A 12,707-nucleotide genomic window follows, 5' to 3' on the forward strand; every position below is an offset into this window, starting at 1 on the left:
AAGCCTAGGGGCAGTTGCGTTCAAGCGAATGATTTGATCAACAACGCCCCGTAAAATACCCGAGAAGAGATTATCGAAACGTCCCCTCCGAGCCGAACCGCTATGCTTATTGCGTGTTGCGATTTGCTGCTGCACTTCTTGGAAGTCGGAGATTGATACAATCGCAGGGTAGTATTCAGGGATCGGCTCACCAATTGGCTGTCTTTGACCATCAACTTTTGTACAGTTTTGATACTCACCAATCACCCTACGGTTCCTTAAAAGGGAGCCTACACCAGATGGCCGCCAAGGATTGTTCTTACGAAACTCTGTGTGCCCCTCATTATTTATGAATCGCTGCAATTCGAGTATATCCATAACCTTGCATTGCCAGAGCGAACATACGCTGCACTATGGCCGCCCTTTCAGGAATAATAGCAACACGATCCCCTTCCCATTTTAACCACTGAGGAAGATAGGCGTTGCGAATAAGCGTTTTGCTTTCTACTGCAGCCTTTCTACTTTGTTCCCATACAGCTTTAGCCCTTCGGCTTTTCATCTCAGACTCTTCATTGGCACGACTCATATAAACCAAACTGAGCATCAGCTTTGACATATCCAGTTGCCCTTGCCGATATTCAACTTCATCGGTTAAAGTCACGACAACAATGCCAGCTCGTATAATCTCCATGAATTGCATGAGTGCATCTTCCACATTCTGTCGGCTTAATCTGTCATGAGACTCTACTAACAGATATGCCCCTTTAGGGATTTTGCCGTCCTGAACCAAGCGGAGAAAGACCCCTAGTGCAGCGTCTCTGTTGGCACCTTTAAATGCACTTACCCCCATATCTGCTAAAGCAAGCTCTTACAGTTCCAACCCCTTTCTCTTGGCATAATCACGAGCCAACTCAAGCTGACGTCTTGCACTATCACCCCGTACTTGTCTTGTTGTACTAAACCTAAGATAAGAATAAGCCTTGGTGGTGCTCATCATTTTCTCCTGTGGTATGTTTACCCCAACACAAACAAACAATTAAAACAGCATGGAAGTCGAACAGAACTCTCAAACAATAATGTACGGTATTTCTCCCCAAAAGTGCGACACGGTAAAAAAAGCACGAAAATGGTTGGAGGCCAAGGGCCTGCAAGTGACATTTGTGGATTTTCGTGAGCAGGAACTTTCACAAGACACACTCAAGGCCTGGGTCGAGCGCATCGGCTGGGAGGCGGTACTGAACAAACGCTCCACTAGTTTTCGCGCGTTGGATGACGCCGATAAGCAGGATATCGATAGTGCCAAGGCGATATCCCTGATGCTGGCCAATCCAACCCTTATCAAACGCCCTGTACTGACCCGGGGGCTAGATGTGATGACCGGCTTTAAAGAAGCCGACTACCAAGCGTGGTTCGGCCTATGAGTCAGCAGGTGCTTGAGCTTGCCAAGGCGTTGATCTCCCGGGCATCTGTTACCCCTCTGGATGAAGGCTGTCAGGCATTGATGGCCGAGCGACTCGCCAAACTGGGCTTTGCCAACGAATCCATGGTGTTTGAAGATACCACCAATCTCTGGTCTCGCCGCGGTACTCAGGGGCCGGTTTTTTGTTTTGCCGGCCATACCGATGTGGTACCGCCGGGGGACTTGGCCAATTGGCATACTCCGCCCTTCGAGCCAGTGGTCATCGATGACTATCTTCACGGCCGCGGCGCCGCAGATATGAAAGGCTCGCTGGCAGCCATGGTGGTGGCCACCGAGCGTTTTGTGGCCGCCCATCCGAACCATCAAGGCTCTATCGCTTTTCTGATCACCAGCGATGAAGAAGGCCCCTTTATTAACGGCACCACCCGAGTGATAGACACCCTGGAAGCGCGCAATGAAAAGATCACCTGGGCCTTGGTCGGTGAGCCATCCAGTACCCTCAAACTGGGCGATGTGGTCAAAAATGGCCGCCGCGGCAGCCTCACCGGCAATCTCGTCGTCAAGGGTATTCAAGGACATGTGGCCTACCCTCACCTGGCGGATAACCCTGTGCACAAGGCTGCGCCGGCGTTGGCCGAACTTGCCGCCATGCAGTGGGACAAAGGCAATGAGTTTTTCCCGCCGACCAGTTTTCAGATAGCCAATATCAATGGCGGCACCGGGGCATCCAACGTGATCCCGGGTGAGCTCAAGGTGATGTTCAACTTCCGTTACTCCACCGAAGTCACCGCCGAAGAGCTGATTAAGCGGGTCGAGAATATCCTCGATGCCCATGGACTGAATTATGAGCTTGGCTGGATCTTTAATGGCCTGCCATTTTTGACCGGCGATGGCCCACTGCTTGAAGCGACCCGCCAAGCGATTAAAGAGGTAACAGGCTCAGAGACCGATCCGCAAACCTCAGGCGGCACTTCAGATGGGCGCTTTATTGCCCCTACCGGTGCTCAGGTAATAGAGTTGGGTCCGGTGAATGCCACCATTCACAAGGTCAATGAGTGCGTGAAAGTCGCAGATCTCGAGCTGTTGGCCCAGTGTTATCAGCGTATCCTGGAAAAACTGTTGTTGGAGTAAGTGATGGCAAGGGGCGATTTTCTCTATGGTATGGAGACTGAAAAAGCGCCGCTAAGGACACTGGTTAGTCTAAGCGGCAGTGAAAGCGGTTCAGGCGCTGAAGTTTGGCTGGAAGCCGAGACGGCCAAGGCCTTTCTTGAGATGCAGGCCGCTGCCGAGCAAGATGGCATCGCCCTGGCCATCAGCTCTGGTTATCGCAGCTTTGAGCGTCAACTCACAATTTGGAATGCCAAAGCCTCAGGGAAGCGCCCTCTACTGGATAAAGACTCACGTCCAGTGAGTGACATCGGCGCGCTCAGTGATGATGAGTTAGTGGCGCTTATTTTGCTTTGGTCGGCGCTGCCCGGCGCCTCTCGCCACCACTGGGGGACGGACGTCGATCTCTTCGACAGCGCCCAAATCAGCAAGCATGAACTCAAGTTGGTTAACGCCGAGTATCAACCCCAGGGCCCTTGCTATAAATTGGACCTGTGGCTGGACGAACGCGCCCCGGATTTTGGCTTCTACCGCCCTTTTCAGGCAGGCCTCAGTGGCGTCAGCCCGGAGCGCTGGCACTTAAGTTTCCTACCAAAGGCCAAAGGGTTTCTCGAGCAGTTTAATAGCGAGCGTCTGCGGCAAATACTCGACCACAGTGACATAACACTCAAGCAAGGTTTGCTTAGACGTTTGCCGGAACTGGTCGAGACTTATGTGAGGCACATTGCCCCCTATCCGGAAAGCCTCACATAAATGCCATTGAAGTAGGTTTGAATGAGCGAGTTTAAATAAACATCATGCAATTTCGTCCCCGGATCCTAAGCCGGCAAACTTGAGGTATCCTGTGTCCCAAACAATAAATCCGGGATACCTTTCAACAATGACTGACTTCAATCAATATCGGCAGCAAATCGAACTCAGGGGCGAAACCCTCAGCTATCTGGATCTGGGCCAGGGCCCTGTGCTGCTACTCGGCCACAGCTACCTTTGGGACGCCACCATGTGGCAACAACAACTGCCTGTACTGGCGAAACACTACCGCTGCATAGTACCGGATCTCTGGGGCCATGGGCAGTCAGGCGCGATTCCCGCGCATACCGAGAGCCTGGCGGATATCGCCGCCGATATGTTGACCTTGATGGATAAACTCAGTGTCGATGAATTCACTGTTATCGGCTTGTCGGTCGGTGCCATGTGGGGGGCCGAGCTGGTTCTGAAGGCGCCTTCTAGAGTCAAGGCGTTGGTGATGATGGGCAGCTTCCTCGGCTTTGAGCCCGAAGTTACTCGCAACAAATATATGGCCATGTTGGATGGTATCAACCAATTGGGACAAATTCCTGCGCCCATGGCCGAGCAGATAGCACCTATGTTTTTTGCCGTGACCACAGCAAGTTTACGGCCACAACTGCTGAGTGATTTCGCCAGCGCCCTGCAAAGTATTTCACCAGAACGGATCCCTGATACCGTCGCCATGGGCAAACTGATTTTCAATCGCCGCGACGCCATGGAAGATGCCGATAACTTGACTCTGCCCTGTTTAATCATGTCAGGAGTAGAAGACACGGCGCGCACTGTACTGGAATCCTTTTTGATGGTCGATGCCATAGACGGCGCCGAGATGGTGCAGATACCGGCAGCCGGCCATATTTCTGTGTTGGAACAGGCCGATTTTATCAACCAAGCCCTGCTGACTTTTCTTGAAAAACATCACTGAAATCCGGCCGCGATGGATAGACCAGCGCGGCTTTATTTTCTGATACACTGCCGAAAATAAATCGGACCACTGTGTTCCCATAAGCCATTTTGTGAGCCTGAATGAAAATACTGAAACCGCTTTTTGAAAACAACCGCCGCTGGGCAGCCAGAATAAGCACTGAAAACCCATCGTTTTTTGAGCAGTTGGCCAAACAGCAAAACCCCGAATATCTCTGGATAGGTTGTTCCGACAGCCGGGTTCCCTCCAACCAGATCATAGATCTGATGCCGGGAGAAGTATTTGTACATCGCAATATCGCCAACATGGTGATCCACACAGATCTCAACTGTTTGTCTGTTCTGCAATACGCAGTCGATGTCCTCAAGGTAAAGCACATCATGGTAGTGGGCCACTACGGCTGCGGCGGCGTCAAGGCCGCCATGGGTACCGACAGACTCGGGCTTATCGACAACTGGCTGGGGCATCTTAGGGATATCTATCGCCTGCATCACCAAGAGTTGGAAACCCTCAATGAAAAACAACGGTTTGATCGCCTTTGTGAGCTCAATGTGATTGAGCAGGTCGCCAATGTCACCAGCAGCAACATAGTTCAGGAAGCCTGGGCCAAGGGGCAAAATCTGTCGATACACGGCTGGATCTACGGAATCGACAATGGGCTTTTGACCGATCTGGATGTCACAGTGGATGGCGGACATCAAAGGGTGGAGTGATCCAAACGGATAAGGGGCGCAGCTGCGCCCCTTGCTTTATCGATGAAATTTTACCCAGTTGGATTTTTTCCGAAAGAAAGCATCGCAGTATGTTGGCCACCCCGTTATAATTCTGCAGTTAACACGGGTGCTCAGTCATCCGGTCACCCGGCGCACTTCGCATAACAGCCTTATGGCATAAGGCCTTTTCTGGCGTGACCCTCCCAGAGCACAACACTATCTAAGGAGATATCTTCCATGCCCGGTTTTGAATTGTTTGGTCCTGAAGAAAAACAGGAAGTAGCAGACGTCATGGAGAACGGATTCACCTTCCGTTACAACTTTGATGCCATGCGTAATGATCGCTGGAAAACCCGCGATATGGAGCAGCTCTTATGTGACAAGATGAATGTCAAGCATGCTCACCTGCTCTCCAGCGGTACTGCCGCCCTGCAAACCGCGCTGGCCGCCGCCGGTATCGGCGCCGGGGATGAAGTGATTGTTCCTCCTTTCACCTTTGTCGCTTCTGTTGAGGCAGTTTTCATGGCCGGCGCTATTCCGGTATTTGCTGAAATCGATGAGACTCTGTGTCTGTCACCCGAGGGCATCGAAGCCGCCATTACCCCACGCACCAAGGCGGTAAACCTGGTACACATGTGCGGTTCCATGGCCAAGATGGACGAAATCAAAGCCATCTGTGAAAAACACAATCTGGTACTGCTGGAAGATGCCTGTCAGGCTATTGGCGGCAGCTACAAAGGTCAGGCACTGGGTACCATAGGCGCTGTGGGTTGTTTCTCTTTCGACTCGGTTAAAACCATCACCTGTGGTGAAGGTGGCGCTGTGATCACCAATGATGAAACCATCTACAACCACGCCCACATGTTCTCTGACCACGGCCATGATCATATAGGTAATGACCGCGGCGCCGAGTCTCACCCTATCATGGGTCTTAACTTCCGTATCAGCGAAATGAACGCCGCCCTGGGCCTGGCTCAGCTGCGCAAACTGGACACCATAGTGGAGATCCAGCGTCGCAACAAGAAGCTTATCAAAGACGCCATGGCTGATATCGAAGAAGTTACTTTCCGCGAAATCCCCGATCCTGAAGGCGACAGCGCCGGTTTCCTCAGCTTTATGCTGCCAACCGAGCAACGCACTCAGGAAGTCAACAAGGCGCTGGCTGCCAACGGTGTCGATGGTTGCTTCTATTGGTATGTCAACAACTGGCACTACCTGAAGAACTGGCATCACATTCAGCAGCTCAAGAGCCCTGCTGCCCTGCCGATCACATTAATCGAAGATCGTCCGGATTATACTAAAGTTTCTGTGCCCAAATCTGACGCTATCATGAGCCGGACCATTTCCATGCTGATCAAGCTGTCCTGGACTGAAGAACAGATTGCCGAGCGCATTGCCAACATCAAGAAAGCATTTGCCCAATAACCTAAAGGGAGCTGGTTGCTATGAGTTTCAAGAATTTTAAAGTCGTCCCCAAAATGATCTTTGGTCGCGGTTCTTTTGTCCAACTGGATGAAGTGCTGGCCGCCGAGCGCAAAGAAGCCAACGACTTCGTGGTTTTCGTCGTGGATGACGTTCACAAAGGCAAGCCACTGGAAGGCCGTTTGCCTTTGAAGGAGCAAGATTTCTTACTGTGGGTCAATGTCGACGAAGAACCAACCACAAAGCAGGTTGACAGCCTTACCGAGCAAGTTCAGGCATTCAACAGCAAACTGCCTGTGAGCGTAGTCGGTCTTGGTGGCGGCGCCACTATGGATCTGGCCAAAGCCGTATCTTTGATGCTGACCAACCCAGGTGGTTCTGCCAAGTACCAGGGCTGGGATCTGATCAAGAATCCTGCCATTCACCATATCGGTATCCCTACCATTTCCGGTACAGGTGCCGAAGCTTCACGCACTGCAGTGCTGTGCGGCCCTGAGCGTAAACTGGGTCTGAACTCTGACTACACTGTATTCGATCAGATCATCATGGACTCCGAGCTGATTGCCGGCGTACCCACTGACCAATGGTTCTACACAGGTATGGACTGCTACATCCACTGTGTTGAGTCTCTGCAAGGTACCTTCCTGAACGAGTTCTCCCGCGCCTACGCCGAGAAATCCATGGACATGTGCCGTGAAGTCTTCCTGGGCGATCACCCTGAGAAAGATGACAAGCTGATGATGGCCTCCTTTATGGGCGGTATGAGTATCGCCTATAGCCAGGTAGGTGCCTGTCACGCGGTTTCTTACGGTCTGTCTTATATCCTGGGTTATCACCACGGTATTGGTAACTGTATCGCCTTCGACGTGCTGGAAGAATTCTACCCTGAAGGGGTTGAAGAGTTCCGTGCCATGATGAAGAAGCACAACATCCAGTTGCCTAAAAACATCTGTAAAGACTTGCCGGACGAGACCATTGCCGCGATGGTTAAAGTCACCAAGAGCATGGGTCCTTTGTGGGCCAACGTCTATGGTGACAGCTGGCAGGAAAAAGTCACCGATGAGATGCTGACCAAGCTGTTCCGCCGTATCTAAGCCGGCACAGGACTGCTATGATTAGGGCTCTTTATGAGCCCTTTCTTCTTGAATACTAGGAAAATTGAATGAAAGTCACCCTGTTGATCCCTGCACGCTATGGTTCCAGCCGCTTTCCCGGCAAACCTCTGGCACCGATTAACGGTAAACCTATGATCCAGCACGTTTATGAGCGCGCCGGACTGGCCAAAGGGTTGGATAATATCTATGTGGCAACCGATGATGTACGCATCAAGGACGCTGTAGAGGCCTTTGGCGGCAATGTTGTGATGACCGGCGCCGAAGCGGCCTCCGGCACCGACAGGATTAACGACGCCATCACCCAATTGGGGTTGGCGGATGACGATCTGGTAGTCAACCTGCAAGGGGATCAGCCCCTGATCGATCCCATCTCCATAGAGCAGATCATCAGTCTGTTCCAGCGTCATCCCGGTGAGTTTGAAATGGCCACCCTCGGCTACCAAATCACCGAAGAGGATGAATTGGACGATCCCAAACATGTGAAGATGGTGTTCGACAACGAATTCTATGCGCTTTATTTCTCCCGCGCCCGGATCCCATTTGGCCGTGATATCAACGACTACCCTGTCTATAAACATTTAGGGGTGTATGCCTACACCCGCCGTTTCGTCGAGACCTTTGCCAAACTGCCTTTGGGAAGACTGGAAGATCTGGAAAAACTGGAGCAACTGCGGGCCCTGGAATACGGCCACAAGATCAAAGTCGCCATCAGCGCATTTGACTCGCCTGAAGTAGATACACCTGAAGATATCCGCCGCTGTGAACAGCGTCTGGCCGTAGACTGAAGCAGGTAGCAAGAGATGGAAATGTCATCTTTGGAAGTCTGGTTGATCATCATTTTGGTAATAGGCGTTATTGCCAGTAACCTGGCTGTACTCAAGTACAGTGCCAAGTTTAAAATGCCGCAATTTGGCCAGCAAAGTAAAGACAAGCAGATAAAGCGTAAGGGTGAAGCCACGGACAACACGGATAAAACCCCGGGCTCCCAAGCTGATGGAAAAGATCAGGACAAAAACAAAGACTGACAAAAAAGGCGCACTTTGCGCCTTTTTCATATATCTTCTCTACTTTCTACCTGAGCCTAAACTTGAGCAGGGATTATGAGCTCAATAAAACTGTACATCGGAAACCCGGGTCAACCGCACACCATCAACCACCATCTGCCAGTCGCTTCCGACCCTGTGTGGCGGCTCTGATACTTCAAAACGACTGGAGAGAAAACCGATCCCCACTTCGAAGTCGTGACCTTCAAACTTCTGGATCCCACCACTTATCGAGGTGCTGCTGTTGCCATCATAACGCTGATACTCTACAGAGCCGTCGTGTTGTATAAGCAGATACATGTCAGCACTCTGCCACTCACCGGCATACTCGGCCTTATCCAGCGGCAAGGGCTGGCCGCAGCCGCCAAGGAGCCAGGCAAAAGCCAACAGCAGCAGATATCTGAGTCTAGAAGATAACTCTCTTAAATTATTGGCTTTTGACAGACTAACAGAGTAAGGAATTACCGCTGAGCCATACATGACAAGACTCCTTTATCAGATCCGGAAAAGATTAATGACGAAAACCACTGGCAAAAAAGGTATTTCCACAGGCAGGGCAAGACATTTTAATAGGCAGGGGCTGCAATCCAAGCAAAATCATGGTGCCAAGCCCGAGTGGTACTGTTAACCAGTTGGCAATAAAACCGAAATCGATCCTGGCCTCAGAGATACGACCATTTGCGCCCTTAAACGAACATGTCGGACATTGACAGCCGTTGTAATGCTTAAGAATGCGCTCAAGTTTCACAAAAGGCTCCTCCCTGAATCATACAAGCTTATTTATCGGCAACTGTTACGGCAGCAACTGAGCTGCCCAAGAAATACCAATAACTTTCCCCTTTTCAGACCAAGCTACCCTAAAGCCAATAACAGTGCAAGCCAGCCTAAAGGACTAAAATTGTTGATTTTGTTGCCGATAAAACCACTTGAGCAAAGAAAAGGCTACCTTGGGTAGCCTTAGTCATTCACAGCTCACAGCCAAATGCTCACAGCGCTGCGATAGCCTCCTGGCACAATCTAGTAATTCTCGCCCAGTCGCCCTGCTCCATCGCTTCCACCGGGGCAATCCAGCTGCCACCAATACAATCGACATTCCCCAGTGCCAGATAGTCTTTGTAGCTGCTCGGAGTGATCCCGCCGGTTGGGCAGAAACGGACATCGGCCAGCGGGCCGCTGAAGGCTTTGAGTGCATTGACCCCGCCTGAAGCTTCTGCCGGGAAAAACTTGAAGTGGGTATAGCCCAGCCCCAGTCCCACCATGACTTCTGAGATACTAGCCACCCCAGGAATAAGCGGGATCTTACCGGCTTTACCCGCCTTGAGCAGTTCTACAGTTGCCCCCGGGGTGATGGCAAACTGAGCGCCGGCCTCTGCCGCCTGCGCCAATTGCGCTTCATTCAGAATAGTTCCGGCGCCGACCAAGGCTTCCGGCACCTCGGCCGCAATCCGCCCTATGGCCTCGAGGGCACAATCGGTACGCAGCGTCACTTCCAGTACCCGAATGCCACCGGCAACCAGGGCCTTGGCCAAGGGCACCGCATGTTCAATCTTGTTGATAACCATTACCGGAATGATCGGGCTCAGTTGAAATATGTCCTGAGGTTGCAAGGACCAGTTATTCTCAAGCATGTACTTTATTCCTTAATGATTAGTAATAGTCATCTATGGCACTGGTACTGCGAGCACCGGTTTCAGGACTGCTGAGATTGGCCCGCAGCGCACTGAACAGCTCACGACCCATGCCGTAACGCACACTTCTCAATTCCACTTTCTCGGCATTTCTTGCGGCCAGTTGCTGCTCATCGACCAGCAGACTAAGTTCGCCCTTTTTGGCATCGACACGCAGTAAATCGCCGCTGTGTACCTTGGCTATCATACCGCCATCAAGCGCTTCCGGCGTCAGATGGATGGCAGCAGGCACCTTGCCTGAGGCTCCCGACATACGACCATCGGTCACCAGGGCAACTTTAAAGCCCCTGTCCTGCAATGTCCCGAGAATAGGCGTCAGCTTATGCAGCTCAGGCATGCCGTTGGCCTTGGGACCTTGCCCCTTGACCACCACCACGCAGTCCTTATCCAGTTGGCCACTGGTAAAGAGCTCATTGAGCTGGTTCTGATCGTCGATAACCACAGCCGGAGCTTCCACCACTCTGTGTTGCTCCTGCACCGCAGAAACCTTAATAACCGCCCGGCCCAGATTGCCCTTGAGCAGTTTGAGGCCGCCGTTGCTCTGAAATGGTTTGGCCACAGAGGTCAGTACTTCGCTGTCCAGACTTTCGGCCGGGCCATCCACCCAACTGAGCTCGCCATTGAGCAACTTGGGCTCCTTGGTGTAACGCTCAAGACCAAAGCCGGCCACTGTGTTGACGTCTTGATGCAGTAAACCGGCATCCAACAACTGCCGCACCAGATAAGCCATCCCACCGGCAGCATGGAAATGGTTAATGTCGGCATGGCCGTTGGGATAAACCCTGGCAAGCAGCGGCACCACATCCGACAGCTCGGAGAAATCGTCCCAGTTGACTATGATGCCGGCCGCACGGGCCGCCGCCACTATGTGCATGGTGAGATTGGTCGAGCCACCGGTGGCCAACAGAGCCACTATGCCGTTGACTATCGACTTTTCACAAACCAGTTCACCTATCGGGCTGTATTGGTTGCCAAGTTCGGTCAGACGGCACACCTGTTTGGCGGCCGCCTTATTGAGCGCCTCACGCAAAGGGTCGTCCGGATTAACAAATGAGGAGCCGGGTAGCTGCAGTCCCATGACTTCCAGCATCAGCTGGTTACTGTTGGCCGTGCCGTAGAAAGTACAGGTACCCGCGCTGTGATAGGACTTGGATTCTGCTTCGAGCAAGGCAGTTCTATCGACCTTACCTTCGGCAAACTGCTGGCGAATACGGGCTTTTTCCTTGTTGGGGATCCCGGACTTCATCGGTCCCGCAGGCACAAACAACATAGGCAGATGACCAAAGCTCAGGGCGCCAATCAGTAGCCCAGGAACTATCTTGTCACAAATACCCAGCAACAAGGCACCATCAAACATATTGTGGGACAGGCCAACAGCGGTAGCCATGGCTATCACTTCACGACTCAGCAGACTGAGCTCCATCCCGGATTGGCCCTGGGTAACGCCGTCACACATGGCCGGCACACCGCCTGCCACCTGGGCAACGCTGCCCACTTCATTGCAGGCCTGTTTCAGCAATTCAGGATAGTGTTCATAGGGTTGGTGCGCCGACAGCATGTCATTGAATGCAGTCACTATGCCTATGTTGGCCTTGTTCAACTGGCGCAAGCTGTCTTTATCGGCAGGCTGACAAGCAGCAAACCCGTGGGCCAGATTGCCGCAACTCAAACTGCTGCGGTGCACGCCCTTGGCCCTGGCTTCGGCCAATGCCGCCAGGTACTTGCCCCTGTGGTCTTGGCTGCGGGCAATAATCCTGTCTGTTACGGCTTGAACTCTTGGGTGCATCTTGCCTCCTTAAGCGCTCCAGAACACATCGACCGGGGTCTTATGCTGCGCCAACACGGCACGGATCGGCATTTCCCTGGGATCGTCACTCTCGAGAGCTTGGTGATATACGGAAAGTTTGGTTTCGCCGACCAGATGCAGATAGATCTGGCGACTGTCAAGCACGGCCTTACGACTCAGGCTGATCCTGGCGTGAGGCGCATTGCCTGGATGTACGGCGCACAGCAATGCATCGGTTTCCAGCGCCTCGGTCAATTGTTCTTCAGGGGCGCAGGGAAACCAGGAGCAGGTATGACCATCATTGCCCATGCCCAACACGATCACATCAAAAGGCCGCGGAAAATTGGCCAACTGCTCTGAGGCCATACTCAACCCCGCTTCCGGGGTGGCAAACATATTCTTCAGGCCTCGGAACTTGGCGCTGGCGGCGCGATTTTGCAGTAGATGCTCGCGTACCAGGCGCTCGTTGGAGTCCTGGTCTTCGGCATCCACCCAGCGCTCGTCGGCGAGCGTGATATAAACATCGCTCCAGTCGATCATCTTGTGGCTGAGCTCGGCAAACAGTTTCAGCGGCGTCGAGCCACCGGAAACCACCAGGCTGGCCTTGCCGCGGTTATCTATCGCGTTTTGCAGCGCGCCGGCAATACGCTCAGCCAACTGGGCTTCCAGCGCAGTTGGGGTGTCAAACGATTTAAATACGGTTTCTTTAATCATGCTATC

At 52.4% G+C, this 12,707-nt stretch carries 16 protein-coding genes; 9 read left to right on the plus strand and 7 right to left on the minus strand.

The annotated features are described in order from the left end of the window. The coding region (locus RC73_RS20180; RefSeq protein WP_200888001.1) for a recombinase family protein at positions 1-357 on the minus strand (357 nt) is incomplete at its 3' end. Further along, the gene (locus RC73_RS19930; protein WP_052248228.1) at positions 323-829 is read right to left on the minus strand and encodes a recombinase family protein; all 507 of its coding nucleotides are present in this window, start codon (positions 827-829) and stop codon (positions 323-325) included. The genes RC73_RS20180 and RC73_RS19930, both read right to left, overlap by 35 nt. 301 nt (positions 830-1,130) lie before the next feature. Here RC73_RS19930 and RC73_RS15220 point away from each other — a divergent pair, with 301 nt between their 5' ends. From RC73_RS15220 to RC73_RS15260, 9 genes are all read left to right on the plus strand, one after another. Continuing rightward, entirely contained in the window at positions 1,131-1,400 is a 270-nt protein-coding gene (locus RC73_RS15220) for an ArsC/Spx/MgsR family protein (protein ID WP_409928950.1), read from the plus strand. Continuing rightward, on the plus strand, positions 1,397-2,530 hold the full coding sequence (gene dapE, locus RC73_RS15225; RefSeq protein WP_039035448.1) for a succinyl-diaminopimelate desuccinylase: 1,134 nt from the start codon (positions 1,397-1,399) through the stop codon (positions 2,528-2,530). The genes RC73_RS15220 and dapE overlap by 4 nt, the downstream gene beginning before the upstream one ends. A 3-nt stretch (positions 2,531-2,533) precedes the next feature. Beyond that, a complete protein-coding gene (locus RC73_RS15230; RefSeq protein ID WP_082014345.1) occupies positions 2,534-3,259 on the plus strand; it encodes a M15 family metallopeptidase in 726 nt (241 codons plus the stop codon). A 127-nt stretch (positions 3,260-3,386) separates the two neighbouring features. Then, entirely contained in the window at positions 3,387-4,220 is an 834-nt protein-coding gene (locus RC73_RS15235; RefSeq protein WP_039035449.1) for an alpha/beta fold hydrolase, read from the plus strand. A gap of 101 nt (positions 4,221-4,321) precedes the next feature. Further along, positions 4,322-4,933, plus strand: coding sequence for a carbonate dehydratase (gene can / locus RC73_RS15240; RefSeq protein ID WP_039035450.1), 612 nt, complete (start codon positions 4,322-4,324; stop codon positions 4,931-4,933). Between the two features lie 237 nt (positions 4,934-5,170). Next, positions 5,171-6,358 (plus strand): 8-amino-3,8-dideoxy-alpha-D-manno-octulosonate transaminase KdnA, encoded by a 1,188-nt coding sequence (kdnA, locus tag RC73_RS15245; RefSeq protein ID WP_039035451.1) that lies wholly within the window; start codon positions 5,171-5,173, stop codon positions 6,356-6,358. 20 nt (positions 6,359-6,378) lie between these two features. Beyond that, entirely contained in the window at positions 6,379-7,449 is a 1,071-nt protein-coding gene (gene kdnB / locus RC73_RS15250; RefSeq protein ID WP_039035452.1) for a 3-deoxy-alpha-D-manno-octulosonate 8-oxidase KdnB, read from the plus strand. 68 nt (positions 7,450-7,517) lie between these two features. Next, entirely contained in the window at positions 7,518-8,255 is a 738-nt protein-coding gene (gene kdsB, locus RC73_RS15255; RefSeq protein WP_039035453.1) for an 8-amino-3,8-dideoxy-manno-octulosonate cytidylyltransferase KdsB, read from the plus strand. 21 nt (positions 8,256-8,276) lie between these two features. Beyond that, a complete protein-coding gene (locus tag RC73_RS15260) occupies positions 8,277-8,495 on the plus strand; it encodes a DUF2897 family protein (protein ID WP_039035454.1) in 219 nt (72 codons plus the stop codon). An 81-nt stretch (positions 8,496-8,576) separates the two neighbouring features. Here the strand turns inward: RC73_RS15260 and RC73_RS15265 are convergent, their stop codons facing one another. From RC73_RS15265 to pgl, 5 genes are all read right to left on the minus strand, one after another. Further along, positions 8,577-8,993 carry a hypothetical protein gene (locus RC73_RS15265; RefSeq protein WP_226684882.1) on the minus strand — a complete coding sequence of 139 codons (417 nt, stop codon included), beginning with the start codon at positions 8,991-8,993 and terminating at the stop codon, positions 8,577-8,579. A gap of 31 nt (positions 8,994-9,024) precedes the next feature. Further along, entirely contained in the window at positions 9,025-9,261 is a 237-nt protein-coding gene (locus tag RC73_RS20565) for a hypothetical protein (RefSeq protein WP_152608453.1), read from the minus strand. 238 nt (positions 9,262-9,499) lie between these two features. Continuing rightward, positions 9,500-10,141: a bifunctional 4-hydroxy-2-oxoglutarate aldolase/2-dehydro-3-deoxy-phosphogluconate aldolase gene (locus RC73_RS15270; RefSeq protein WP_039035455.1), complete on the minus strand. Its 642-nt coding sequence runs from the start codon at positions 10,139-10,141 to the stop codon at positions 9,500-9,502. 19 nt (positions 10,142-10,160) lie between these two features. Further along, a complete protein-coding gene (gene edd, locus RC73_RS15275; protein WP_039035456.1) occupies positions 10,161-11,987 on the minus strand; it encodes a phosphogluconate dehydratase in 1,827 nt (608 codons plus the stop codon). A 9-nt stretch (positions 11,988-11,996) separates the two neighbouring features. After that, positions 11,997-12,701 (minus strand): 6-phosphogluconolactonase, encoded by a 705-nt coding sequence (gene pgl, locus RC73_RS15280; RefSeq protein ID WP_039035457.1) that lies wholly within the window; start codon positions 12,699-12,701, stop codon positions 11,997-11,999. Positions 12,702-12,707: the final 6 nt, after the last annotated feature.

Source organism: Shewanella sp. ECSMB14102 (genome assembly GCF_000813075.1).
GTDB classification, from domain to species: domain Bacteria; phylum Pseudomonadota; class Gammaproteobacteria; order Enterobacterales; family Shewanellaceae; genus Shewanella; species Shewanella indica.